At 36.9% G+C, this 25,186-nt stretch carries 23 protein-coding genes; 14 read left to right on the forward strand and 9 right to left on the reverse strand.

Going from position 1 to position 25,186, the window contains the following annotated elements; genetic code table 11:
• The first annotated feature begins 292 nt into the window (after positions 1 to 292).
• Positions 293 to 781, forward strand: coding sequence for a PACE efflux transporter (locus ABN099_RS09020; RefSeq protein WP_349463341.1), 489 nt, complete (start codon positions 293 to 295; stop codon positions 779 to 781).
• Between the two features lie 54 nt (positions 782 to 835).
• On the opposite strand, the gene ABN099_RS09025 is transcribed toward ABN099_RS09020, so the two are convergent.
• Together ABN099_RS09025 and ABN099_RS09030 are read right to left on the reverse strand one after the other, a co-directional pair.
• On the reverse strand, positions 836 to 1,525 hold the full coding sequence (locus tag ABN099_RS09025; RefSeq protein ID WP_349463343.1) for a helix-turn-helix transcriptional regulator: 690 nt from the start codon (positions 1,523 to 1,525) through the stop codon (positions 836 to 838).
• Between the two features lie 92 nt (positions 1,526 to 1,617).
• A complete protein-coding gene (locus ABN099_RS09030) occupies positions 1,618 to 1,956 on the reverse strand; it encodes a tRNA-binding protein (protein ID WP_349463344.1) in 339 nt (112 codons plus the stop codon).
• Positions 1,957 to 2,205: 249 nt separating this feature from the next.
• Between ABN099_RS09030 and ABN099_RS09035 the strand changes: the two genes are divergently transcribed.
• On the forward strand, positions 2,206 to 2,802 hold the full coding sequence (locus tag ABN099_RS09035) for a GNAT family N-acetyltransferase (protein WP_349463345.1): 597 nt from the start codon (positions 2,206 to 2,208) through the stop codon (positions 2,800 to 2,802).
• 92 nt (positions 2,803 to 2,894) lie between these two features.
• Positions 2,895 to 3,608 carry a MarC family NAAT transporter gene (locus ABN099_RS09040; RefSeq protein WP_349463347.1) on the forward strand — a complete coding sequence of 238 codons (714 nt, stop codon included), beginning with the start codon at positions 2,895 to 2,897 and terminating at the stop codon, positions 3,606 to 3,608.
• Here ABN099_RS09040 and ABN099_RS09045 read toward each other — a convergent pair.
• Positions 3,581 to 4,276 (reverse strand): transglycosylase SLT domain-containing protein, encoded by a 696-nt coding sequence (locus tag ABN099_RS09045; protein WP_349463349.1) that lies wholly within the window; start codon positions 4,274 to 4,276, stop codon positions 3,581 to 3,583. The two genes, ABN099_RS09040 and ABN099_RS09045, sit on opposite strands and share 28 nt — an antisense overlap.
• Before the next feature lie 269 nt (positions 4,277 to 4,545).
• On the opposite strand from ABN099_RS09045, the gene ABN099_RS09050 reads away from it, so the two are divergent.
• From ABN099_RS09050 to ABN099_RS09070, 5 genes are all read left to right on the forward strand, one after another.
• The gene (locus tag ABN099_RS09050; protein WP_432807502.1) at positions 4,546 to 5,403 is read left to right on the forward strand and encodes a metal ABC transporter substrate-binding protein; all 858 of its coding nucleotides are present in this window, start codon (positions 4,546 to 4,548) and stop codon (positions 5,401 to 5,403) included.
• Complete coding sequence (locus tag ABN099_RS09055; protein ID WP_349463352.1) at positions 5,400 to 6,287, forward strand: manganese/iron ABC transporter ATP-binding protein; 888 nt, start codon at positions 5,400 to 5,402, stop codon at positions 6,285 to 6,287. The genes ABN099_RS09050 and ABN099_RS09055 overlap by 4 nt, the downstream gene beginning before the upstream one ends.
• A 2-nt stretch (positions 6,288 to 6,289) precedes the next feature.
• The gene (locus ABN099_RS09060) at positions 6,290 to 7,201 is read left to right on the forward strand and encodes a metal ABC transporter permease (RefSeq protein ID WP_349463353.1); all 912 of its coding nucleotides are present in this window, start codon (positions 6,290 to 6,292) and stop codon (positions 7,199 to 7,201) included.
• Positions 7,198 to 8,055 carry a metal ABC transporter permease gene (locus tag ABN099_RS09065; protein WP_349463355.1) on the forward strand — a complete coding sequence of 286 codons (858 nt, stop codon included), beginning with the start codon at positions 7,198 to 7,200 and terminating at the stop codon, positions 8,053 to 8,055. Before ABN099_RS09060 ends, ABN099_RS09065 begins: the two co-directional genes overlap by 4 nt.
• A gap of 151 nt (positions 8,056 to 8,206) precedes the next feature.
• Positions 8,207 to 9,073 carry a fructosamine kinase family protein gene (locus tag ABN099_RS09070; RefSeq protein WP_349463356.1) on the forward strand — a complete coding sequence of 289 codons (867 nt, stop codon included), beginning with the start codon at positions 8,207 to 8,209 and terminating at the stop codon, positions 9,071 to 9,073.
• 135 nt (positions 9,074 to 9,208) lie between these two features.
• On the opposite strand, the gene ABN099_RS09075 is transcribed toward ABN099_RS09070, so the two are convergent.
• On the reverse strand, positions 9,209 to 9,748 hold the full coding sequence (locus ABN099_RS09075; RefSeq protein ID WP_349463357.1) for a YniB family protein: 540 nt from the start codon (positions 9,746 to 9,748) through the stop codon (positions 9,209 to 9,211).
• A 197-nt stretch (positions 9,749 to 9,945) separates the two neighbouring features.
• Between ABN099_RS09075 and hxpB the strand changes: the two genes are divergently transcribed.
• From hxpB to ABN099_RS09095, 4 genes are all read left to right on the forward strand, one after another.
• A complete protein-coding gene (gene hxpB / locus ABN099_RS09080) occupies positions 9,946 to 10,614 on the forward strand; it encodes a hexitol phosphatase HxpB (RefSeq protein WP_349463359.1) in 669 nt (222 codons plus the stop codon).
• A gap of 245 nt (positions 10,615 to 10,859) precedes the next feature.
• Positions 10,860 to 11,426 carry a metal-dependent hydrolase gene (locus tag ABN099_RS09085; RefSeq protein ID WP_349463360.1) on the forward strand — a complete coding sequence of 189 codons (567 nt, stop codon included), beginning with the start codon at positions 10,860 to 10,862 and terminating at the stop codon, positions 11,424 to 11,426.
• Positions 11,427 to 11,669: 243 nt separating this feature from the next.
• A complete protein-coding gene (locus ABN099_RS09090; protein ID WP_349463362.1) occupies positions 11,670 to 13,061 on the forward strand; it encodes an L-cystine transporter in 1,392 nt (463 codons plus the stop codon).
• 142 nt (positions 13,062 to 13,203) lie between these two features.
• Entirely contained in the window at positions 13,204 to 14,061 is an 858-nt protein-coding gene (locus tag ABN099_RS09095; protein WP_349463363.1) for a hypothetical protein, read from the forward strand.
• A gap of 95 nt (positions 14,062 to 14,156) precedes the next feature.
• Here the strand turns inward: ABN099_RS09095 and htpX are convergent, their stop codons facing one another.
• From htpX to ABN099_RS09120, 5 genes are all read right to left on the reverse strand, one after another.
• Positions 14,157 to 15,035 (reverse strand): protease HtpX, encoded by an 879-nt coding sequence (gene htpX, locus ABN099_RS09100; protein ID WP_349463364.1) that lies wholly within the window; start codon positions 15,033 to 15,035, stop codon positions 14,157 to 14,159.
• Positions 15,036 to 15,484: 449 nt separating this feature from the next.
• A complete protein-coding gene (locus tag ABN099_RS09105) occupies positions 15,485 to 16,837 on the reverse strand; it encodes an OprD family outer membrane porin (RefSeq protein ID WP_349463365.1) in 1,353 nt (450 codons plus the stop codon).
• Positions 16,838 to 17,862: 1,025 nt separating this feature from the next.
• Positions 17,863 to 19,923 (reverse strand): carboxy terminal-processing peptidase, encoded by a 2,061-nt coding sequence (gene prc / locus ABN099_RS09110; RefSeq protein WP_349463366.1) that lies wholly within the window; start codon positions 19,921 to 19,923, stop codon positions 17,863 to 17,865.
• Positions 19,924 to 19,942: 19 nt separating this feature from the next.
• Complete coding sequence (proQ, locus tag ABN099_RS09115) at positions 19,943 to 20,635, reverse strand: RNA chaperone ProQ (RefSeq protein ID WP_064719682.1); 693 nt, start codon at positions 20,633 to 20,635, stop codon at positions 19,943 to 19,945.
• A 95-nt stretch (positions 20,636 to 20,730) separates the two neighbouring features.
• Positions 20,731 to 21,228: a GAF domain-containing protein gene (locus ABN099_RS09120; RefSeq protein WP_349463513.1), complete on the reverse strand. Its 498-nt coding sequence runs from the start codon at positions 21,226 to 21,228 to the stop codon at positions 20,731 to 20,733.
• 267 nt (positions 21,229 to 21,495) lie between these two features.
• Between ABN099_RS09120 and yebS the strand changes: the two genes are divergently transcribed.
• Together yebS and ABN099_RS09130 are read left to right on the forward strand one after the other, a co-directional pair.
• Positions 21,496 to 22,752, forward strand: a complete 1,257-nt coding sequence (gene yebS, locus ABN099_RS09125) for a membrane integrity lipid transport subunit YebS (RefSeq protein WP_349463367.1) — start codon at positions 21,496 to 21,498, stop codon at positions 22,750 to 22,752.
• A complete protein-coding gene (locus ABN099_RS09130) occupies positions 22,694 to 25,012 on the forward strand; it encodes a PqiB family protein (protein ID WP_349463368.1) in 2,319 nt (772 codons plus the stop codon). The genes yebS and ABN099_RS09130 overlap by 59 nt, the downstream gene beginning before the upstream one ends.
• The last annotated feature ends 174 nt before the right edge of the window (positions 25,013 to 25,186 follow it).

Here is a 25,186-nt window from a genome sequence, read left to right on the forward strand (position 1 = left end):
CTTATCGCAACTCAGCGAGAATATTATCACAGACCGTATGGATTAATACATTTATCTACCTACTGAAATAAAAAAGTATTGAATAATCTTGAATACAAAAAAGCCTCGCTATTTGAACCGCCTTCAATTTATTGAAGGGCTCAATGATGAGGATATAAGGACTTAAAAATACTGAGCTAAAAAAGAAGGGACAAATATCAATAAATTTGACATGTAATGATTAGCGCGAAAAATAACACACTGCTTTGCATTTCTTTTTTAATTTGCTTACCATCTTTAATAAGCGGAAACCGTGGCTTTAAAAAATAATAATTTCTGGGGCGGTCCAAACTCTAAAACAGAGGTATATGCTGTGTTTTATTTGAAGCCCCGCCCTAGGAAACTTGTTTACGCTGTCACTTTTGAAGCCCTTGCTATTCTATTAAGTGCCCTTTTACTGGCAATTCTTAGCCAAAGCCAATCTCATGACTCTCTTCCTGTTGCCATTGCAGTTTCTGTTATTGCACTTATCTGGAACTATTTTTTCAATTCACTATTTGAATTTGTGGAATTAAAGCTAAAAATTGAAAAATGGGGTGTTATCACTCGTCTTATTCACGCTATTAGCTTTGAGTTGGGTCTATTTTTCTTTACGATCCCACTTTATATGTGGTGGTATAACGTCGGCTTTGTAAAAGCGATGAGTATGGAATTGACTATTTTGGTGTTCTTTTTTATCTACACTTATCTATTTACGCTCGCTTTCGATAAGCTATTTCCGCGAATTTATACCACAAGTTAACAACTGTTGTTTCCGATGCGATAAACATCAATGCACTGACTTTAAGTATTAATGTTATAAACCGCGATATTCATTAGGACTTTTATTAAAATATTGGCGAAATGCTTGGCTAAACGCAGAGTGTGATTCATACCCTACGGCTAAAGCAATATTCTCGATATTCGAAGACGAATACTTTAATAACTCTGCACCTTTTATTAAGCGCATCTGCATTACATAATACATTACCGATACACCTAACTCAGATTTCATTTTCCGCTGCAACGTACTCACAGAGATATTAAATGCGATAGCAATATCTTTTGTGGTTAATGGCATATGCAATTTGTTATCTAGCCATAAATCTAGGTGATCACGCCAACTTTTTTGTGGCTTCATCTGCGCCAATAGTAACCGCGTTATTGTTGGATATTGTTCAGGTGCTTGAGGATATTGGCGTAGCCATTCTAATAACCCAATAGCAGCAGGAGATAAACTGAACTGCCCTCCTTTTTCACTAAATTGCCATTGTGATGTTGTAGGAAGCTCCAAAATAAGATTTTTATTATCAATACAGCCAGAAAAAGCATGATTTACGGTTGGAGGAATAATGAGACATTGTTGATTAGAAATCAGAAAATCTTCTCGATTAAAATTGACTTCCATCGAACCAGATAGACCAAAAATAATCTGCCAAATATTATCGTGCTGATGTGATACCGTTTCTAGTGTATAACATCGAAAATGTAATTCAGGTAGTAACAAAAGACGCTCCTACATATCAATCTCGCGATTTGGTTTACACTATAGCAAACCTTAGTCAATAATCGCTATATAAGAGCAATGTAAAATAATGATTATGCTAAACGAGCCCCATTAGGTAATGGTAAATTAAACTCAGCAAGTACAATAGCACCCGCTTCATCAGGGGCACCTGTAATTAATACTTCCGATTTTATACCTGCGATACGTTTAACTGGAAAATTACAGACACATAAAATACGACGTCCAATTAACTCATCAGGTGTATAATTCACCGTAATTTGAGCACTTGAACGTTTTATTCCAAATTCACCTAAATCCACGTCCATTACATAAGCTGGCTTATTCGCTTTTTTATTTATCTCAGCACTAACAATTGTGCCGACACGCATTTCTACTTGTAAAAAATCATCCCACTCAATTGTATCTGCCATTTTTCCTACCAAGTTAGTTAAATTTATTGTTACAGATTAGCATGCATCTCTATTGGTCACCTGTATTCAAACAGTCATAATCTGTTGTTAGAAATGCACTCTGGTTTTGTTCCCTTATTTTGTCTATTTTTTATCTGAATTATTTTCATCGAATCGCTAAATAGCAATATCAATTCATTAATTTGTTATGTATAAAAAGTATGCTTTATTTAATAAAAATAGTGTTAACAACAGCAAAGAGAATATGAGATGAGAAAAATTACAGATTGGACAACACTAGAAGGGAAACTTGTTCGTTTAGTGCCATTAACCATGGAACACTATTCAGCGTTATTCAAACTAATTGAAGAAGACAGACCTGATGAGCTTTGGTATACCACAGTGCCTTCTGTCACAACATTAAAACAAGATATTGAGCATAAAATTCAATTGCAAGAAAAAGGATTAATGCTGCCTTTTACGATAATTTCTAAAGCAGATAACAAGGTGGTAGGGATCACTTCATTTATGAATGTAGATAATCAAACTCCTCGCTTAGAAATTGGATCTACATGGTATGCAAAGCGCGTTCAGAGAACGGGCATTAATACTGAGGTTAAATATCTATTACTGACTTATGCTATTGAAAACTTACATTGTATTGCTGTTGAATTTCGTACTCATATATTAAATCAAACCAGTCGAAAAGCAATTGAGCGCCTTGGTGCAAAACTTGATGGGATATTACGAAATCATAGATTAACAACGGGTGGGCAGCGTAGAGACACCTGCATATACAGTATTACGGATTATGATTGGAACTCAGTAAAAATACATCTTGAATGGCTAATGAAAAAATACCAATAAATACAAAAATTATTATAAAATAACTTTTGTTACTTTTAATTTGTTATAATTGTTGCTCTTTAATTATCTGTTATTAGGAGTATTTATATTCCATGCACTCTGTTTACCAGTTTTTTCAAGCTATTGGTCTTGGTCTTATTCTGCTTCTTCCTTTAACCAATCCATTAACAACGGTTGCCCTTTGGCTTGGTCTTTCCGGAAATATGACCAAAGAACAGCGTAATCAGCAATCTTTAATGGCATGTGTTTATATTTTTATTATTATGACCGTCGCGTTTTATGCTGGGCGAGTCATAATGACAACCTTTGGTATTTCTATTCCCGGTCTTCGTATTGCTGGTGGAATGATTGTCGCCTTTATTGGCTTTAGTATGTTGTTCCCAAATACACCGAATGTTGACGACCCTATTTCTGACGATAAGAATCCTCATAGAAATCCACAAGAACCCAATATTGCCTTTGTTCCTTTAGCAATGCCGAGTACCGCAGGTCCTGGTACTATTGCAATGATTATAAGTACTGCAGCATCTATTCCTTCACGTACCGATATTGCACACTGGGTGTTATATGTAGCCCCTATCACCACGTTCTTTTTGATTAGCATAATAGTCTGGTTATCACTACGAGGCTCCACTGGCATTATGAAATACCTAGGTCATAGTGGCATTGACGCTATTTCTCGTGTTATGGGATTTTTATTAATCTGTATGGGCGTTCAGTTTATGATTAATGGTGTCTTAGAAATCATTGCCGATCTTCCTGCTCTATTACAGCAGACTCAATCTGTCACGAGCTTACCAGAATAATTATCCGCAGAGTGATATGCCGCTTTAACTTTCGCTAAATAGCGAGGTGCTTGAGCTGCTGGATGATTTTTTTCTACATAACGATAAAAGTCATCCGCACTCATTGCATTAATCTTAGCAATTGCACTGTCTCTATTATTATCAAATGTTCTTAACAATGCACCCGCACCATTTACATAAGCAAGGATCGTTGCATAATAAAGTGTTTCTGGATTGCTAATACCTGAAAGATGACGCTCTCTGAGTAATTGAATATAGGCAGTTCCTAAATCAATATTAGTGGCAGGATCTTTTAACTGTGCTGTCGTTGGTTGACCTGATCTACCTCTATTTTGATAAATATCTCTTCCTGCTGTTGATGCCTTTATTTGCATTAAACCAACCGCATTCGACTTACTAATAACTTCAGGTCTAAAGTTTGATTCAACTTGTATAATAGCCTTGATTAAAATTTCATCGACATCATAACGCGCAGAAGCCTGTTGAATATGTGTATCAAAAGGCGTCCTTTTCCATTGAGCAGTAGAAATAGAAGCATTGCTCACTCGATTTTCAATTGGTTTTGCATTTAAAAATCGTGTTGGGCTATTTTGAACAGCCTGTTTATTGTCACTAGCACAACCAGCAAGAAGCAAAATACTTAGGGAAAATACGATTTTTCTTTTCACGCTTTATCCTTTTACACAAATAGTTACGAACTATTGTTAATTTTTGTGACAAAACCCGACAATCTACTTAACATTTACTGAAATACATGGTGTTATCTTACTTCTCGCTGTTATCGAAAGAAGCTTTTTACACAGAGATAACTTGACTTCTTTTGAGATGATATTGATAATCATTATCAATTGAGAAGATTACTCTGCAACTATAAGGCAATAATAATATGGATATATTCCGCTCTGTAAATAAAATTTCACTTACGGCTGTATGCCTTATGGCATCCGTATTTTTAATAACACCAGCACAAGCAAAAGATAAACTTAAAGTGGTGACCACTTTTACTATTATTCAAGACATCGCTCAAAATGTAGCCGGAGATGCGGCTGTTGTCGAGTCAATTACCAAGCCTGGTGCAGAAATTCATGATTATCAGCCAACACCAAAAGATATCGTAAAAGCACAAAAAGCGGATCTTATTTTATGGAATGGTCTAAATCTTGAACGTTGGTTTGAGCGTTTTTTTAATGAGTTGCGTAGTGTGCCCGCAGTTGTTGTAACTGAAGGTATTACACCAATGGCTATTCGTGAAGGTGCTTACAAAAACAATCCCAACCCTCACGCTTGGATGTCACCTAATAACGCTTTAATTTATATTGAAAATATCCGTAAAGCATTTGTTGAACACGACCCAGAGAATGCTGAAATCTATAATCAAAATGCGGCTCGCTATGCTGAACAAATAAAACAACTTGATGCTCCATTAAGAGAAAGATTGTCTCGTATCCCACAAGAAGAACGTTGGTTAGTCACCAGTGAGGGTGCATTTAGTTATTTAACTAATGACTATGGATTTAAAGAGATCTATTTATGGCCAATCAATGCGGAAGAACAAGGCACACCACAACAAGTTAAGTATGTGATTGATACCGTAAGAAAATACAATATTCCAGTTGTTTTCAGTGAAAGCACTATTTCAGATAAACCCGCTAAACAGGTCAGTAAAGAGACGGGGGCAAAATATGGTGGCGTTCTTTATGTCGACTCCCTCTCAGCCGAAGGCGGTGATGTACCAACTTATATCGACTTAATAAATATTACAGTCGACACAATTGCGAAAGGATTTGGACAATGAATCAAAATAAAACTAATCCAACCCTTACTGTTGATAATGCAACAGTAACCTACAACAACGGACACACAGCAATTTTTGATGCCAGCTTTTCTATTACTGGAGGCACAATTTGTGCTCTAGTGGGTATTAATGGTAGTGGTAAATCGACACTATTTAAAACCATTATGGGATTAGTTAAACCTTCTAAAGGAACAGTGACTCTAAACGATAGCCCTATTCAACAAGCGTTAAAACAGAACATGATTGCCTATGTTCCACAAACCGAAGAGGTAGACTGGAATTTTCCAGTACTGGTTTCAGACGTTGTGATGATGGGTCGTTACGGAAAAATGGGTTTTTTTCGTATTCCATCAAAACATGACCATGGCATTGTTGAAGCGTCATTAGAACGTGTTGGCTTATCCGGTTTAGGTCACCGACAAATTGGTGAACTTTCTGGTGGTCAGAAAAAACGCGTTTTCTTAGCAAGAGCAATGGCGCAAGAAGGTACCGTTTTACTTTTAGATGAACCGTTTACTGGTGTTGATGTTAAAACAGAAAACGCCATTATTGAGCTTTTGCGTAATTTACGTGAAGAAGGTCATTTAGTTTTAGTTTCTACCCATAACTTAGGCAGTGTGCCTGAGTTTTGTGATCACGTTATTCTTATTAATAGAACCGTGCTTGATAGCGGACCGACCGAAACCACATTTACACAAAAAAATCTGGAACATGCTTTTGGTGGTGTATTGCGTCATATCCGCTTATCAGGGCCTGATCTGCATGACGACGACGATCCTCGTTCTCTTACTGTTATCACCGATGATGAACGTGCTGCCGTTTTCTATGGACATAAAGAAGAACATACACCTGCACATCAAAGCCAACGCAAGCAAGGAGATTAGCCATGCTAGAATTACTCCTACAGCCATTTGAATATAACTATATGGTGAAAGCAATCTGGGTCAGTGCACTAGTTGGCGCTGTTTGTGCTTTTCTCTCATCCTATCTTATTCTAAAAGGCTGGTCATTAATGGGAGATGCCCTTTCCCATTCAGTTGTTCCCGGTGTTGCAGGTGCCTATATTTTGGGGCTACCTTATGCTGTTGGTGCCTTTTTTACTGGTTTACTGGCCGCATTATCGATGACGTTTATTCGTCATATTACGCGATTACGCGAAGATGCCGTGATCGGGTTTATTTTTTCTACTTTTTTTGCTTTTGGTCTGTTGCTAGTTTCATTAAAACCGACTGCCGTCAACGTTCAGACCATAATTCTCGGAAATATTTTAGGGATTGCAGATGAAGATGTATGGCAAGTCGTCATTATTACGACAGTCTCTTTCTTAGTTTTATTTTGCATATGGAAAGACTTGCTGGTGGTTTTCTTTGATGAAGTTCATGCTCGTTCTATTGGTTTATCACCTTTAAAATTAAAAATTATCTTTTTTACTTTGCTCAGCGCATGTACCGTTGCTGCGCTTCAAACAGTGGGCGCTATTCTTGTTATTGCTATGGTAGTAACACCCGGTGCGACAGCTTATTTACTCACAGACCAATTTAAACGACTGGCAATAATTGCTATCTGCATTGGTACAGCAACGAGTGCTATTGGTGCTTACCTTAGTTACTTCTTTAATGGTGCAACAGGTGGTGTCATTGTCACAATGCAAACCGCCCTCTTTTTATTAGCATTCTTGTTTGCACCTAAACATGGCATGTTAGCGGCTCGTCGTCGAGCTCGCCAAAGTTCACAACAGTTATCCTCACAATCTCATCAGAGCAAAGAAGTGACTGAGCAAGAAGAGGTGCAACTATGAATGAACTAATGGACTTTTTCCTCGAACCTTTTCGATATCCATTTATGCAACGCGCCATTATTGCTGCTGTTATCATTGGGATCGCTTGTGCTATTTTATCTTGTTATATGGTATTAAAAGGTTGGTCACTGATGGGAGATGCTATCTCTCACGCAGTGTTACCCGGTGTTGTACTTGCTTATGTTACCGCTGTTCCATTGATCGTTGGTGCATTTTTCTCTGGATTATTTTGCTCTTTTGCAACTGGCTATTTAAAAGAACATAGTCGTATTAAAGAAGATACCGTGATGGGAATTGTATTCTCTGGTATGTTTGCCGTAGGTTTAGTGATTTTTGCTAGTGTCGATACTGACCAACATTTAATGCATATTCTATTTGGTAATATTTTGGGTATAACACCTGATGTATTAATACAGATTAGCCTTATCTGTTTATTCACCATTACCATTATGCTGGTTAAACAAAAGGATTTTATGCTTTATTGTTTTGATCCTAACCAAGCAAGAATTGTCGGTTTACCTGTAACGTTATTACACTACGGCTTGCTCTCTATTTTGGCATTAACTATCGTTGCTTCAATGCAAGCTGTTGGGATTATTTTAGTGGTTGCTATGCTTATCTCACCGGGGATCACTGCGTATCTGTTAACTCGTAGTTTCTCTCGTATGATAATGTTAGCCATTATATTTTCCGTGGCATCAAGTGTAATTGGTACTTTTATTAGTTTTCATATTGATGGTGCAACAGGTCCCTCTATTGTGCTAACGCAAGCGGTGTTCTTTATTATTGCACTATTATATAGCCAAATTCAGTTAGCAAAAATAAAGCGACAAACAAAACCCACTAATGCCTGATAAAATTCTTTATCTTTGCAAAAACGGGATTATCATCCCGTTTTTTAGCTTTATACTTTATTGATTTAATTAAAGTGTTATTGTCATAGTATAAAACATCGCTCGTTACTATTTGGGTCTACTAAGTAAACAACTTTGCGAGGTGTAATGTATGTGGCAGAATGTAGGTCGTTTACTAGAATCAAACTTAGGATTTTCAGCAAAGATAACTGAAAAAGTTCACCTTTCTAGTGGAGATATTCACCATACATGGAAAATTATTTATGGTGATACCCCTGTCTTTGTTAAATCTAACTTACGTGAATTTCTGCCTAATTTTAAAAATGAAGCAGAACAACTTGAGATGTTGGCAAAAAGCCAAACTATCCGTACTCCTCGCATTTTAGGCATTGGCAACAGTAAAGATGCCAGCTTTTTACTTCTTGAATATCTACCTGTTCAATCCTTTACAGCCCATAGTGCTTACTGTTTCGGTCAACAACTTGCTCGTTTACACCAATGGGAAGATCAACCAAGTTATGGATTTGATTTTGATACTCAAATAGATACAACGCCTCAAATTAATAGCTGGGAAAAACGCTGGGATCATTTTTATTCAGAGAAACGTATAGGCATACAACTTCAATTAGCTTCAGAAAAAGGTATGGTGTTTGGAGATATTGATGAAATCATTCAGGCTATCAATCAACGTTTAGCTGACCATCATCCACAGCCTTCCTTATTACATGGAAATTTATGGCCTAAAAATTGCGCTGCAATTGGTCAATCAGAAGGCACTGTGTTTGATCCTGCTTGTTATTGGGGGGATCGTGAATGTGATATTGCGATGCTTCCGCTCTGTACTAGTGTACCAGCGAATATCTTTGATGGTTATCAGAGCATTTGGCCATTATCTGATAAATTTTTATTACGCCAGCCTGTCTATCAGCTCTACTTTTTCTTAAATCGCTGTAACTTATTTGGTGGTGATGAAAACTATATTGAAGCAAGAAAAATTATTGATGATTTATTAGCCTAATCGCATTTTCCTCTAAAAATATAACCTCGCCAGTTAACCATGTGCGAGGTTTATTTTTCCTTTATTTATTAAAAAATGGGCATTCCTTAACCCATAAATCTGCTCTTTTTTCTATAACAATAAAATACTCGATTGTTACCAACCTAAGAATTTTAGTAAAAAATAACCTATAGCGATTACGATAATCGGTGAAAGATACAGCACCATAATTTGCGTAAATATCGTATGTCGAGGTAACTTAATATTCTGTTGTAACTCTTCAGCAGTTACGCCACTTTTCATTGCTCGTTCAAGAATAAGCTGATCTTGTATATTTTCTTTTAAATACTTCACTTGCCGGTACATTCTAATCCCCGAGGCACTAAATGCTAAACCAACAAACATAAGAGCAAAAATCACAAAAAAAGTGATATTTATTGAGCTAAAACCCATTTGCGGATCAGGAATTGGCGAGTTATGCCAAAAGAAATTAAGAAATGGGGTATTAAATTGCACCATTTCCGCTAATACGCGAAAAAAGTCATTAATCACCGCATTAACACCCTCAGCACCCGCTCGTGGTATTGCCGCTAACCCAATCAAAGAGATAGCGGTAGAAATAAAGGCAGGAATAAAAATAAGCCACCCAAAAACTCGTTTCAAAATGGCATACAACCCTGCATATTGATAACTCATACATCCTCACTAATAGAATTCGTCAATATTCATCTATTTATCGTAGTCTAATTAACGGCTAATAACGTAATAAATTAATAGTACCTATTCTTACTATTTATTTAAAAAAATAAATAAGAAACTGATTAAAAAGATTTTCCTAGTAACTCTTGCTACAATCGCGTTTCATCAACATAGACCTGATTTTGGAGAGTAACATGTCTTTTAAATTCCCTATTGAAGCTGCTATTTTTGATATGGATGGTTTATTAATCGACTCTGAACCATTTTGGCAGCAAGCTGAACATGAGGTCTTTGTCGAGTTAGGTGTCGATTTGTCATTGGCACAACATATGCCTGATATGGTTGGATTAAGAATAAACGAAGTTATTGATTTATGGTATAAAGCATCGCCATGGCAGGGTATTTCAAAACAAGAAGCAAAACAAAGAATGGTTTCTCGTGTTGTTACATTAATCGAAGAAACCAAGCCCCTTTTGCCGGGTGTTGAACATGCTTTATCACTTTGTAAATCATCAGGATTAAAAATAGCATTAGCATCTGCATCACCTGATTTTATGCTTGAACGCGTACTTGAGTTATTTAATATTCGCCATTATTTCTCAGCTGTTGTTTCTGCTGATGCATTACCACACAGTAAGCCACATCCTGAAGTTTACCTAAACGCAGCTAAGGCACTTAATCTTGACCCAATTCATTGTGTTTCATTAGAAGATTCACGTAATGGTATGATTGCTTGTAAAGGTGCAAGAATGCGCTCTATTGTTGTTCCTGCAAAAGAGCAGTTTAATGAAAAGTGGTGGGGTTTAGCTGATGCAAAAATTACCTCCCTTAATGAACTGACAAAAGCCCATCTATTAGGTTAATTTGCCAAAAAATTAAAAGGGATATCTGATAATTGAGATCCCTTTTACTTTCCCTTCTTTTTATGACTCATTTCTTTCATCCAGTGCCTTATGCTAAATTTGTTCGTTTTTGAATCAATCAAATAAAATATTGCTGTTATTGCTTAATAATTAAGACAATTTTTATCTTTTATGTCTGTTAGTTATCGTCGAAACCTTTTATACTTAATCACTGTATAAATGAACAGCAAATAGACAAAAATGGAATGACAGCTGAAGGACACCTACTTTTTTCTGTGGCTACACTTGTTTTAGCTCAGAAACTCGAAATTACTCCCGTTCTCGCACATGGTGATTGGTTTCACATGATACCGGCTGTCTTATTGGGTTCGTTATTACCAGACTTAGATCACCCTGGTTCAATTCTTGGCAGATTATTCCGGGTTATCTCAATTCCGTTATCTAAACTCTGTGGACACAGAGGTTTTACACACAGTTTATTAGCCTTTTGTGGCTTAGCCATTTTATGGGAAACTCAAATTTCTCCTCGTTGGGCGATCTCTGCTGATGTTTTTCATGCAATGTTACTCGGCTATCTGAGTCACTTAATTGCAGATATGCTCACTCCAGCCGGAGTCCCTTTTTTGTGGCCATTAAAAATACGTTTTGCACTACCTATTTTAGGTAAGAAAAATAGCAAAAAAGGGGAACGATTTATCTCAGTACTGATTCTAGTCGGCGCTCTTTTTTTACCACCACACCTTACAGTTACGCTACCTTCACACGTCAACAACTGGTTACAGATATACCACGATAAACGCACGTCATTTTAACATCCACTGACAAAACCCTACGTTTATCTATTTATTTATAATTACTTACCTCTTTTTATGCCCTGTTTTCTTGTCTTTATAACCAAATGGCTATATAAAATACCAATTAATTATAAAAAGTTATTAACAATACTGCTACCATATAGCGAATTGATGCAGTTATATCCTTTCTTATAATTTAAGAACTCATATCGCATACAATCGCTGAAATCATATAAATAGAAATCTCGTTGGAGAGTTAAGATGAATTTTCCGTTAATCATTAACGTACTCGTCTTTGTCGTGCTATTACTCATCTTGGCTAAATTAAGCCAACGTCAGTGGAGCCTTTCAAAGAAAGTTATCGTTGGTTTAGTTTTTGGGGTGGCGTTTGGATTAGCACTACACGCATTCTATGACTCACACGATCCTATAATTAATGAATCCATTCTTTGGTTCAATATCGTTGGTAATGGCTATGTTCAGTTATTACAAATGATCATTATGCCATTAGTTTTCGCCTCTATTCTTAGTGCCGTTTCACGTTTACACCAAGCATCCTCTTTAGGAAAAATTAGCGGACTAACCATTGGGACACTTTTATTCACTACTGCAATTTCTGCATTGATTGGTATTGTTATCGCCAATTTATTCGGTTTATCTGCTGAAGGTTTAATTCAAGGTGAACAAGAAGCTAAACGCCTAATTGCGATTGAGCAAAATTACATTGGCAAAGTATCCGACTTAACAGTACCGCAGCTAATTTTATCTTTTATTCCTAAAAATCCATTTGCTGATTTAACTGGCGCAAGCTCAACATCGATTATTAGTGTTGTTATTTTCGCTGTTTTCTTAGGTATGGCGGCGATAAAACTGCTAAAAGACGATCAACCACGTGGTGAAAAAGTCTTAGCAGCAATAGATTGCTTACAAGTATGGATAATGAAACTGGTTCGCATTGTTATGGCATTAACACCTTATGGTGTAATGGCATTAATGACTAAAGTCGTTGCAAGCTCCAATATGCATGACATCATCCAGTTAGGTAGCTTCGTTGTCGCTTCTTATGTCGCAATAGCACTCATGTTTATTGTTCACGGTTTACTCGTTGGCTTAACAGGTTTAAGTCCAATTAAATTCTTTAAGAAAGCGGGACCTCTATTAGCGTTTGCATTCACTAGCCGTTCTAGTGCAGCAAGTATCCCATTAAATATTGAAACCCAAACACGCCGTATAGGTATCCCTGAATCTATTGCTAGCTTCTCATCATCATTTGGTGCAACTATTGGTCAAAATGGCTGTGCGGGTATCTACCCTGCAATGTTAGCCGTAATGGTAGCGCCAACTGTTGGCATTAACCCATTTGATCCTTTATGGATTGCAACTTTAGTCGGGATTGTAACCATCAGTTCAGCGGGTGTTGCGGGTGTCGGTGGTGGTGCAACATTTGCTGCACTTATCGTATTACCCGCAATGGGCTTACCAGTAACCTTAGTTGCATTGTTAATTTCTGTTGAACCATTAATTGATATGGGACGTACTGCATTAAACGTTAGCGGTTCTATGACAGCAGGCACAATTACCAGCCAATTTATGGGACAAACAGATAAAGACGTTTTCAATCAAGAAGAAGAAGCTGAATTAAGTATTAAATAACGCTTTAACTAATTATTAATTTTGATAGGCAAAAGCCAGTTCACAAAATGAGCTGGCTTTTTTTTGTATTTAAATTAATACGCACTGTTAAGTTAATGCTGAGCAATTCAAACTTTAAACTTATTATAATAGGTCAATATCTGTGCAAAAAATTATGAGGGTTTTACGTAAATTATATAAGTATGAAAATAGCCAATATGATGGACAACGGAAAGTCTCTATTTATAATCTCGATACTCTTTCAGAAAAAGAGCAAATAATATTATCGGAGTCTAATTGGCAACCCAATGTTATCGAACATTGTGATGATCATACTGATATCATCACAAAACTGCACAGTTTGAAAAATGAGCCCTCTTTAACCCAACAACGGTGTTTAGATGCTTTTGTTGCCGGAGTTGGTGGCAGCTATCTACGCGGTCGTTCGGTTCTAGGCGCTTTTCATAAATTACATACTCTGCCAATACATGATTATCTAGAAAAAAAACAATATGCTTGCTGTTGGATCTGTAGTGACTACAACAAACTACAATATATCAATGATAGTTATTTCCAATATTGCTTATATTACGGTAATTCATATACAGGTAATGCGCTATACGCCTATTTAAACCTAAAACATCTATTAACCGTAGAGCCCGTTATTCCAACCGACAATGATAAAAAGATCTTTAATCAGTTATTAGATTTATTACGTATAGTGCCTGTAGATGAAACACCTGGGCGCTTTGAAAAGCGTTTAAATGAATCTAAACTCATTTCTGGTGATCGATATACTAAACGAGGCATATTACATTCTCTTGCTTTGATTGGCGTGATCCCAAATCAGTTTATTTCGCTATCTCTTGATACATGGAATAACTTTGGCGATATCTCCATAACCGAGCAGCAACTGAACAATACAAAAGGTCGTTCTGATATGGAAATGCCTTGGGCTGGTTGGAAAGGTTCATTGAAAATTGATGAAGAGAAAGCAGCTGAATATTTTGCAACTTATTAAAACTAAAGAACACCAGACAATGACTACTCTGGTGTTCTTTATTAGAGGTCAAATATTTAGAAGCTAACCTCTTATTCATTTATCTTACAACGCTACTACTTCAGATACTCACCACTACGTAACGCTTCGATACGCTTATCTAATGGTGGATGTGATAAGAACAATTCGCTAAATGATTTATTACGACCATTGATGCAAAATGCCATCATGCTGCTCTCTTCTTGTGGCTCGTAACTGGTTTTTAAACGTTGCAGTGCTGCAATCATTTTTTCGCGACCAACAAGTTTCGCCGATCCGGCATCAGCATGGAACTCACGGTAGCGAGAGAACCACATTGTAATAATGCTGGCTAAAATACCAAAGACAATTTCCAGTACCATTGATATCCCCATATAAACCCATGGGTTACCATTGCTGTTCTCACTTTCATCATCGTTTGAAATAAAGTTAGCGACAAACTGAGCAATAATACGAGAAATAAAAATAACAAAAGTATTCACCACACCTTGTAACAGCGTCATGGTTATCATATCACCATTAGCCACATGGCTAATTTCATGGGCAATAACCGCTTCTGCTTCATCACGGCTCATACTAGCAAGTAAACCTGTACTTACAGCAACTAAAGACGCATCACGACGCGCACCTGTTGCAAACGCATTAATATCAGGCGCATCATAAATTGCAACCTGTGGCATTTTGATGCCCACTTGTTCTGACTGACGTTTTACTGTGTTTAATAACCAACGCTCAACTTCAGAAGTCGGATTTTCAATAACTTGACCGCCAACTGAACGTAATGCCATCCATTTTGACATTAACAGCGAAATAAATGCACCACCAAAACCAAACAAGCCCGCCATGATCATTAAACCTTGAACACTGCGACCTTGAATTCCGGTTAAAGATAAGATGATCCCAAAAACAAACATAACTGCAAGGTTTGTTAACAGGAATAACGCAATTCTCATCATATTGATACTGTTCCTATTTTATCTAATTGCCACATTACAAAACCACCTTATAAATAAGGCTTTTTTAAATTTTATCAAGTGTTTTAACGTATATTCTACTAAAAATAGTATAACTTTACATATTCATAAAAAAAACCAGTAATTGGTCGTCCAACGATTAGGATTTTCTTCAAGCTTAAGCTAGAAGTATGGTTTAAAATTTATGAAAATTAATTGATTTTTTTGATATGAACATCAACGTTTATGACACTGACGAATTATTTTAAAAATATTCTATCAATGCTTTATTATCAGGCAGGTGAGAAAATTTGGGAAACTGGCATAAGGTGTAAATAGAGGCGTTTTCTTTGAAGATCAATTAGCTGCTTAATTCTATTTTTTATGCACAACTTGCAAGTAATACAAGTTGTGCACTTAAAACAAATAGTAAAACTAACTGACGCTATAAACTACATTTTGAAACGATATGTTGTTGTCATAGAGCCTGATAATGAGTGAGCTCGTTGTGAATGACCATCATAAAGTTTTGGTGTGGTATAGTCGTTTTCTTGCTGGTGGTGCCAGCCGATACCACCGCTTAAAGAAACAGAAAGATTCGCGGTTGGTTTCCAATAGCTAAATAAGCCGAACTGTCCTTGTTTTAGCCTTTCACCTGAATAACTGAACTCACTATAGTTAGTACGCGCACCAACAGAAAGCTCTTTGCTGACTCTGTATTCTGCTTCCAGTGCACCCATGACTTCACCATCACGCACATAGTCAATATCTGCATAAGCTGGTGAGTTAAAGCGTCCACGGCTATTACCAATTGGATTACGTGCAAATTGACCAACACCATTCGCTTTTTCAGCATCGGTATAAGTCACACCAGTACGTAATGTCCATGGTGATTCAGGAATACGCCATTCCATGATGCCCGCAAAGTGCCATGCGTCATTATCAAAGTTACGCTTACCTTTATTGGCATCACTTAATGTACGTTTACCATCACTACCATAATCATGATAATAAACAACACCACCAACAGTAACATCTGAGGTTAATTTATATTTTGCTTCTAAACCATGTTGACGGAATACATCATCCGCTTGACCGTAGAAATAAAATACTTTTAACGGTTTGGAGTTGTAGTTAATGCCACCAGTAAGAACATGGTCGATATTGTGTCTAACGCCATTTCCGTCACTGAAATACATTCTGTCAGTGTTTGGGCTATCACGACGCATTACTTTACCGTCAAGGAACAGTAAATCTAAGCTCCAGTCGCCCATTGCAGTGTTAGTTGCATAACCATTGTAGCTGTTTAATGACAGGCGCTGTGAGTTAGAGAAAATACCCGTATTTTTCAGGGTAAACCAACCTGCTTTACCATTAATTAAAACAGGATCTAAATCTAATTTAATTTTTGCGAAGCGTTGACCAATTTTGTTATAGCCTTTTGCTTCACCATCATCATTAAATAATATTGCACGAGAGGCGAAGTCTCTACTTGCACCTAATTTGATACCACCATAATAAGATGCATCAAACCCGATAATGTCACCAAAATAACCTGATTTGAAATCTACTTGGAAGTTTTGCCCCCATGCGTTAGCAACTTGTTTTCTGTAACGTTGCTCTTCTTTATCAAAACGGTTTTCAGTCTTTAGGTATTTCCACATATTAATTGTAGAAAGCTCTAGTTCAGAATCGGAAATAAATGAACTTTCTTTAAGTGTGTTTTCCCAATTTCCTGCATTTGCAGCACCCACAGCTAAAAAACAAGGAGAAAACATTAACAACACTATTCTTTTTAATTTCATTTTTAATTCAACCTGGTTTATAAATATTTGAATTAATTTATATTGGCTTATATTCAGCAAGCTCAACAAAGCACCATTTTTATATTTAGCTAAAAAACAACCTTGGTTTAAATTTATACTTACATCAATTTTAAACACTAAAATCATTTTTTTTGCATAAAAACTCAATGCGGTTATCACACCACATTTGTATATCTACTTATTTTTTCGCAATAGAAATCCTTTAAGCAAATTATAGATTATTTGCTATCTAGTCATTATCCCTTACGAGGAAATCCTGATTTTGGAAATATAATAATTCAGTTATTATATGCTGCTTTGGTAATACATTTGAACTCATCGAATAAAGATTATTCATCATTTAGGTAAGCTTTTTAGCTGTTGCGATGGTGTGTCAAAGTGCTACAAAATTTTATAGTCTGTATATTATAGTAATTTTATGTCAATTTAAGAGATCGGCGTCACAACATATTACATCTATTGCAACAAAGAAAACCTTAAATGTGACCGAAAGCACAATAAACAGCTTTTATAGCTTTTTATTGTATTTGTTAGATAAAAAGCTAATTTTTCATCACCACTTGAACAAATATTCATCTAAAAAAATCAACTTGGTATCCTTTCTGTTTATATTTTACAAAGCTTATTCAAAATATCCGTCAATATTTATGTAAGTAGATATCTTAACTTTAATTAAAAATATATTTCGGATTAAAATTTAAGTTACATAACGCTAAATTTAAATATCTGCATAATAAAAACAACTATATGTATTAATGGTTTTTTATGTTACTGGTAACTTAATAGAGTAAATAACTAAAATATATTGAGAGATAATGTGCAAGATATCTATTGATAAATATAACCAACTTTCTTGAAAGTACTTTTGATGGCTCACTTTATAAACATTAATTGGCAATAATAATTTTTAGCTCTCGCTAGTATCCGGACATAAAAAACCCCCAATAATTGATTATCTAACTATTGGGGGTTACTTTAAGTACTCGTTTTTATAACCGAATAACTTAATTTAATAACTTTTTAGGCTTTATCATTTGAGAGAGATCTACCGCTATTTTAGCTGTCTCATCTAAATAAGGATCAGGACCTTCATAATCCTTAGGTAAATCATCAAGTGACTTGAGCAGTGGCTTACCTTCTTCTTTAAAACGCTCGTTAAGGCGATTTAATTTGGTATCCTCTAACTCTTTATTTTCTTTCTCTCGCTCAGCAAAGTTAAGAACAACAAATTTATCTTCGTTCTTTGCTTTAGCTTCGTTATAACGCTTAATATCATCAAAGATATATGAGAACTCTCTGTCACCAGCAATACGTTTTGCATGTTGCTCAGTCAATGTTGCTAAAGAGGATTTTATCTTCTCTGAATAGTCAGATAACTGATAGCTCGCGGGAGAAATACTATCCCATGGCATTGCATTATCTTCAAAGCTTTCACCCATTTCAGAACTATCAAAACTTGGTAGTAATAGATCTGGCGTTACCCCTTTAAGTTGAGTACTTCCACCATTAATTCGATAGAATTTTTGAATGGTATATTGCACTGAACCTAAACCAGGCCAATCTGGGCTTAACATTTGATCATAAACACGGGTTAATGGACGATATTGTTGAACGGTACCTTTACCAAAGGTTTGTTCACCAACAACTAAAGCACGCCCATAGTCTTGCATTGCCGCAGCAAAAATCTCAGAAGCTGAAGCACTAAAACGATTTACCACCACCACCAGCGGACCTTTGTAATAGACAACATCATCGCGGTCAAAATCTTGACGAACGCGACCATTGTTATCTCTTACCTGCACAACAGGACCACTAGGAATAAATAATCCAGAAAGCGAAATTGCTTCTGTTAATGCACCACCACCATTACCACGTAAATCAATGACTAATGATGAAACATTATCTTTAGCGACTTTTTGTAATTGCGTTTTTACATCATTGGTTAATCCGACATAAAAACTAGGAATATCCAAAATAGCGACTTTATCACCATTAATAACTTTTTCAGTTAACTTAACGGCTCTATCTTCTAAGCGGATTTGTTCTCTAACTAAGGTGATAGTTCTTGGTTTAGCGCCTTTTTCATCAGAGAGAATTTCCAGCTTAACTTGACTACCTTTTGGTCCTTTAATTAACGCAACAATATCATCAAGACGCCAGCCAACCACATCAACCATTGGTTTATTACTTTGCCCAACAGCAATGATTTTATCGCCAACTTTTAGGTCTTTATTTTTTGCCGCTGGACCACCAGTAACCATCGAATTAATCATTGGATAGTCATCATCCATTTGCAATACAGCACCGATCCCTTCTAATGAAAGACTCATTTCAGAATCAAAAGCTTCTGTATTTCTTGGTGATAAATAGCTGGTATGGGGGTCTATTTCACGGGCAAATGCCGTCATGATAAGCTGAAAAACGTCTTCGCTTTGGCTTTGGGTCTGACGACGCATCGCTGCTTTATAACGTTTAGTCAAGGTCTCTTTGATTTCATTGTCGTTTTTATCTGACAGTTTCAATGTTAACCAATCATATTTTACTTTTGCATCCCAAAGCTTATCTAATTCTTCTTGGGTTTGAGGCCAAGGTGCTTTGGTTCTGTCTAGCTCAAATTTATCTTGCCCTGCTAAATCTATCGGTCTATCTAAACGATTTAAGGCATATTGAAAACGTTCAAAACGTCTTTTTTGAGCAAGATTGAACAAATTAAATAGTGGTTCAAGCTCTCCCGACTTCAAATACTCCCCTACTTTGGCTTTATCTTTGCCAAACTGGGCAATATCTGACGCTAATAACACATTGTGACTATAATCTAATAAATTAAGATAACGGTTAAAAATCTTTTCTGAAAAACTCGCATCAAGCGAGAACTGCCGATAGTGAGAACGTTCAAAACGTGAAGTGACACGTTCGCTCACCGTAGAGTGTTGTGGCTCTTGCTTTAGCATCGGTAACTGATTTATCGTTGCTCTTGCTGGGGTGGCTGGTTTCTCAGCCATCACAACAGAAGTGCCTGTTAAAGTTAATCCGATAACAAAAGCCACATTTAAAAGTTTGTTCATGCTCTGGTTGGCCTCCGTATCAGAACTTTAAATGTTCCGTGCGTACATTCATTGCCAAACCGTTAGGCAATTGTACACGTACACCCTCTTTCGCTATCTCTAGCACTGTCGCATCCATCACGCTGCTGCCGACGTTAACTTTCAGCGCCTGACCCACAGTAAGTACTGAGGTATCCTTCACTGGTATTAACTTTTCGATATTTTCACGTGGTGCCTTGCGAGGCGCTGTAGAAGCTTGCCTTTGAGGGCGGGGCTGCCGTTTTTCACCTTCTTTAGGTGGCTGACGACGAGGGTTTGGCTTTTTCGCTGCCGGACGCTTACTGGTCTCCTTATCACCTTCAGCTTCGCGTTTTTTTGCGCGTTGCTCTGCTCGTTGAGCTTGAACGCGAGCTTTCGCTTCTGCTAATTGTGTACGAGCATGCTCTATATGCTCTGCTTCCAGTTCTCCGCAGTCATTACCGTCCAAATCGACACGTTTTGCCCCTTCTTTAACTCCATAAAGGTAGCGCCAACTTGAGGTATACAAGCGTAATGCCGAACGTAATTGTGTCTTACTCAGTGAGGTCTCATCTTTAAGATGCTCTACGAGATCTTGAAAAATTCCGACTTTCAAAGGGCGAGCTTCACCCTCAGCGATAAAACACTTAGGGAAACGTTCCGCTAAAAAAGCGATGATATCTTTACTACTGTTCAACTTAGGTTGATTTTCCATGAAATTTCCTGATTACAACGGTTTTGCCAACCAGCGCAGGCATGAACAAGCGACATTATAATAGTGTTGCCAACAATTTCTATGGCAAACGCCTGTTAACTTACACAAAATTCACAATATTTTGCTATATGACAAGTTTTTAAGTGCTCGCAGAGCACGTCACACAACGCTTTAAGCCCATTTTCATCTTTTTTATCAAAACGATCAAAAATAGGACTATCAATATCGAGAACGCCGATAATTTGTCCATTTACCTCTAAAGGTAGAACAATTTCAGACTGACTTGCACTGTCACATGCAATATGTCCACTAAATTGGTGTACGTCACCCACTCTCAAAATTTTGTTTTCTGAGTATGCACTACCGCATACTCCTTTTCCAAAACCAATTCTTACACAAGCTATTTTACCTTGAAATGGGCCAAGAACTAATGAATCACCATCATTAAGATAGAACCCAACCCAATTTATCGAGTCTAATTTCTCGTAAAGAAGCGCGCTGGTATTAGCAAGTGATGCGATGAGATCATTTTCACCAGACAACAAAGCTGACAAATTATCAGTGAGTTCCTGATAAAAAAGCGATTTTGGCATCATTAAACCTTATTTGCATAACTAAAATAGATAACATAACCCGTAATTTAGCCTATTTCACTCTGAGGTTGAATACACTCTTTTTAAGAATTAAGTAAAAAAACGATAAAACTCTCTTAAGGCTCACAAAAAAAATCAGACACTTATTATTGTAAAATAAAAAGCGTAAATATAATAAAAATGATAAGTTGTGAAGCTCTGAGTATAGATACTTTTTTTTAGCTTAATCAAACGATAAGTCTGAATAAATAGAATATAGGCGATTTAATGAGCACCTCATCCAAAATGCAGACAAAATCTATTCGCTGCCAAGAATGTGACAGCTTAGTCACACTTGCGCTTACACTGAAGTGTGGCGAAGATGCATATTGTCCGCAGTGCCAAGCAAAACTTGCCTCTTATCGTGATTGGTCATTAACGCGCCTTTTAATTTTATCAATAACAATGCTAATACTTGCATCAATCGCATTTACTCAGCCACTAATAAAAATTCACCTCTTAGGCACCACGATTTCTGCAAATGTGCTTGATGGCATACGGTTAATGACTGAACAAGGTTCTCCACTTACAGCAGCAATGGTTGCATTCTGTGCTGTTGCAGCCCCCCTTAGCCTTCCTATCGCTATTTTATATCTACATTTAGGCGCACGATTACATCTTAACCTTCGCCCTGTTCTCTTAATGTTAGGTAAATTAAAAGAGTGGGTTATGCTTGATGTCTATCTCATTGGCTTAGGTGTAGCAACTATTAAACTAGGTGACTACTCTACGGTTTATCTTGGTAATGGACTTATCGCTTTTATTGCGTTGATGCTATTAAGCCTATTAATGTTAATTAACATCAATATGGATCAGCTTTGGCAGCAATTTTATCCGCAAAAAGAGGTAAAAATTAGCCCTGCAACCTGCCATGCATGTCATTACCATTTTAAAGAGACGCCAACTACACATTGTCCTCGTTGCAAGTCATGTTATTCAGCCCGTCAACCTATGAGTTTACAAAAGACATGGGCAGCATTAATTGCCGCGATAATCTTACTGTTACCTGCAAATCTATTACCAATATCTATTTTTTACCTAAATGGTCAACGTAACGAAGATACTATTTTTTCAGGCGTTATCGCATTAATTAACTCAGGCAATACACCTATTGCAATTATTGTCTTTATTGCCAGTGTATTTGTGCCATTTTTTAAGATTATTATTTTGTTAGGGTTACTGCTTACTATTCAGTTTAACTCTAAAATTCATCCTCTATTTCGGATAAAGTTATACCGTTTTGTTTCTTGGATTGGACGCTGGTCAATGCTGGATCTGTTTGTTATTGGGTTAATGATGTCATTAATTAATCGAGACCAACTGATGACATTCACAATGGGTCCAGCGGCTTTTTATTTTGGTACTGCTGTTATTCTTACTATCCTTGCCGTTGAATGGTTGGATAGCCGTTTATTATGGGATACTTATGCAACACGAAGAAAACGATGCTCAGGAAGCACAAGCCGAGATACGCCGCAAGCGTAAAATTTCGACTTTTTGGTTACTCCCTGTTATCGCCATTTTTATTGCGAGCTGGTTGCTCTTTCAGCACTGGCAGGATAAAGGTGTGCAAATTACCATTGATTTCCAATCTGCTTCTGGAATAGTTTCTGGCAGAACACCTATTCGCTATCAAGGTGTTGATGTCGGTATCGTGAAAGATGTGACATTAAGTGATGATCTGCGCCGTGTTATTGTCACTGCTAATGTACGCAAAGACGTTGCGACAGCTTTAAGAAAGAATACTCAATTTTGGTTGGTCACCCCCAAAGCAAGCTTATCCGGTGTTTCGGGCTTAGATGCTTTAGTTGGAGGTAACTATATAAGTATGCTACCTGGTGATGGCGAAAAACAACTAACGTTTGTAGCACAAGAGGTTCGACCTCAAGCCAATATTGATAAAAGCCAACAACTCATTACCTTAACAGCAGATAACTTAGGATCATTAAATGTAGACTCACAAGTTTACTATCGTAAAGTGCCTGTTGGTAAAGTATATAGCTATGCTATTCGCCCAGATAACCAAGGCATCTTCATTGAATTAAGTATCGATAAACAGTATTCACATCTTATCCGACAAGATAGCCATTTTTGGAATGTATCAGGTTTTCAAGGAAGTTTTGATTTAAAAAGTGGCATGTCTGTTAAAATGGAAAGTGTTTCTGCTTTAGTTAATGGTGCAATTGCTTTCGACTCTCCTGAAGATAGCCCACCAGCACAAGAAAATCAGCAATTTGTATTGCAATCAGCAACGTCTATTGATGCAGGAAGAGCGCTTTATGGTGAAGATGGTTTAATTCTCTCATTAACCAGTGAAGAGAGTTGGGGTGTCGATGCAGGGCAACCTATTCTTTTTAGAGGCATTACTATAGGTCAAATTATTCAGCGTAATATGAGTGATGATGGTGTTATTTTTGATGCCATTATCGCCCCTGAATACAAACACTATATTTATCAAAACAGTAAATTTGTTGCGAATAGCCGAATCAATGTAAATATGGGCTTAAATGGTATTGATATCCAAGGTGCAACACCACAAGAGTGGTTAGAAGGTGGTATTCATTTAATTCAAGGCGATAAAGGTAAACCAACTGAGCAATATCGTCTTTATCGTAATGATTTTTACGCCAAAGCAAGTATCAATGGTAATGAATTACCCGTTACATTAACGTTGAAAGCGTCTAGTCTACCCGGCATTCAGAAAGGCTCAGTCGTGCTTTATCATCAATTCCAAGTTGGTGAAATCACTGATGTACGCCCTTTAATGAACGAATTTGATATTGATGTTTACATCTCTAAGCAATATCGCCACCTTCTTACTGAAAAAAGTGTTTTTTGGACTGAAGGTGCTGCAAAAGTTTCATTAAATGGCGCTGGGCTTACGGTTGAAGCAACACCACTAAACAGAGCCCTTAAAGGTGCAATCAGCTTTGATAACTTTGAAAGCATTAATAATAATGCCTCACGTTACAAGCTGTACTCTTCAGAAACGAGTGCACGTGCAATTGGTGCTCAAATCACCTTAAAAACCTATGATGCAAGTAAACTCTCGGAAGGTATGCCTATACGCTATTTAGGTATTGATATTGGGCAAGTTGAATCGTTGGCACTCTCTTTTGATAGAAAAGCCGTGAGCGTTTCAGCAGTTCTCTATCCTGATTATGTCAAGGCATTTGCTCGTTCTGGTAGTCGTTTTGCGGTGGTAACACCTGAATTAACCGCATCAGGGTTAGATAACTTAGACTCCCTTATTCAACCTTATATAAAAGCAGAACCGGGTAATGGTGGAGTTTATCGACAGTTTGAATTACAAACCGCCAATATTACTGATTCACGTTATCTTGATGGGTTAAATTTAGTGCTTAATGCCACAGAAGCAGGTTCAGTACAAATTGGTACACCTATCTATTATCGTGGGCTTGAAGTGGGTGCTGTAACGGGATTAGAACTGGGGAATATGTCTGATAGGATATTAATTCACATCAGAATTAGTCAGGAATATCAATACCTTGTAAGAAACAATAGTGAATTTTGGCTCTCTTCTGGCTATAACTTCTCCTTTGGTCTTACTGGCGGTGTTATTCGTAGTGGTACATTTAAACAATTTATACGTGGTGGGATTACATTTGCTACACCACCCTCTACACCATTACAAGCAAAAGCCAAACAGGAACAGAATTTCATTTTAAATACAAAAGAACCTAAAGAGTGGGATGAATGGGGAACTGCGATACCCAAACCATAAAATTTAGTTAATTCGGTATTTTTCAATCGATTTATTCAAAGCGGATCACAAAAAATGATCCGTTTTTTTTATTTGTGAAAAATATTTTGGAAATGGATTCCATTTATACTATGCTTAATTCTGTTTGGTCAAAAAGCTTTCTTTATCGCTTTAATACTTAACCTCATAAATAAA

This window comes from Proteus hauseri (genome assembly GCF_040139125.1).
GTDB lineage: Bacteria > Pseudomonadota > Gammaproteobacteria > Enterobacterales > Enterobacteriaceae > Proteus > Proteus hauseri_B.

Excerpts from the sequence above, each read along its gene's own strand:
- prc (WP_349463366.1), bottom strand. The coding sequence starts at position 19,923 with ATGAACAAACTTTTAAATGTGGCTTTTGTTATCGGATTAACTTTAACA.
- ABN099_RS09085 (WP_349463360.1), top strand. The coding sequence starts at position 10,860 with ATGACAGCTGAAGGACACCTACTTTTTTCTGTGGCTACACTTGTTTTA.
- proQ (WP_064719682.1), bottom strand. The coding sequence starts at position 20,635 with ATGGAAAATCAACCTAAGTTGAACAGTAGTAAAGATATCATCGCTTTT.
- ABN099_RS09050 (WP_432807502.1), top strand. The coding sequence starts at position 4,546 with ATGGCATCCGTATTTTTAATAACACCAGCACAAGCAAAAGATAAACTT.
- ABN099_RS09120 (WP_349463513.1), bottom strand. The coding sequence starts at position 21,228 with ATGCCAAAATCGCTTTTTTATCAGGAACTCACTGATAATTTGTCAGCT.
- ABN099_RS09075 (WP_349463357.1), bottom strand. The coding sequence starts at position 9,748 with ATGAGTTATCAATATGCAGGGTTGTATGCCATTTTGAAACGAGTTTTT.
- hxpB (WP_349463359.1), top strand. The coding sequence starts at position 9,946 with ATGTCTTTTAAATTCCCTATTGAAGCTGCTATTTTTGATATGGATGGT.
- ABN099_RS09065 (WP_349463355.1), top strand. The coding sequence starts at position 7,198 with ATGAATGAACTAATGGACTTTTTCCTCGAACCTTTTCGATATCCATTT.
- yebS (WP_349463367.1), top strand. The coding sequence starts at position 21,496 with ATGAGCACCTCATCCAAAATGCAGACAAAATCTATTCGCTGCCAAGAA.
- ABN099_RS09130 (WP_349463368.1), top strand. The coding sequence starts at position 22,694 with ATGCAACACGAAGAAAACGATGCTCAGGAAGCACAAGCCGAGATACGC.
- ABN099_RS09060 (WP_349463353.1), top strand. The coding sequence starts at position 6,290 with ATGCTAGAATTACTCCTACAGCCATTTGAATATAACTATATGGTGAAA.
- ABN099_RS09070 (WP_349463356.1), top strand. The coding sequence starts at position 8,207 with ATGTGGCAGAATGTAGGTCGTTTACTAGAATCAAACTTAGGATTTTCA.
- ABN099_RS09105 (WP_349463365.1), bottom strand. The coding sequence starts at position 16,837 with ATGAAATTAAAAAGAATAGTGTTGTTAATGTTTTCTCCTTGTTTTTTA.
- ABN099_RS09030 (WP_349463344.1), bottom strand. The coding sequence starts at position 1,956 with ATGGCAGATACAATTGAGTGGGATGATTTTTTACAAGTAGAAATGCGT.
- htpX (WP_349463364.1), bottom strand. The coding sequence starts at position 15,035 with ATGATGAGAATTGCGTTATTCCTGTTAACAAACCTTGCAGTTATGTTT.
- ABN099_RS09055 (WP_349463352.1), top strand. The coding sequence starts at position 5,400 with ATGAATCAAAATAAAACTAATCCAACCCTTACTGTTGATAATGCAACA.
- ABN099_RS09040 (WP_349463347.1), top strand. The coding sequence starts at position 2,895 with ATGCACTCTGTTTACCAGTTTTTTCAAGCTATTGGTCTTGGTCTTATT.
- ABN099_RS09035 (WP_349463345.1), top strand. The coding sequence starts at position 2,206 with ATGAGAAAAATTACAGATTGGACAACACTAGAAGGGAAACTTGTTCGT.
- ABN099_RS09090 (WP_349463362.1), top strand. The coding sequence starts at position 11,670 with ATGAATTTTCCGTTAATCATTAACGTACTCGTCTTTGTCGTGCTATTA.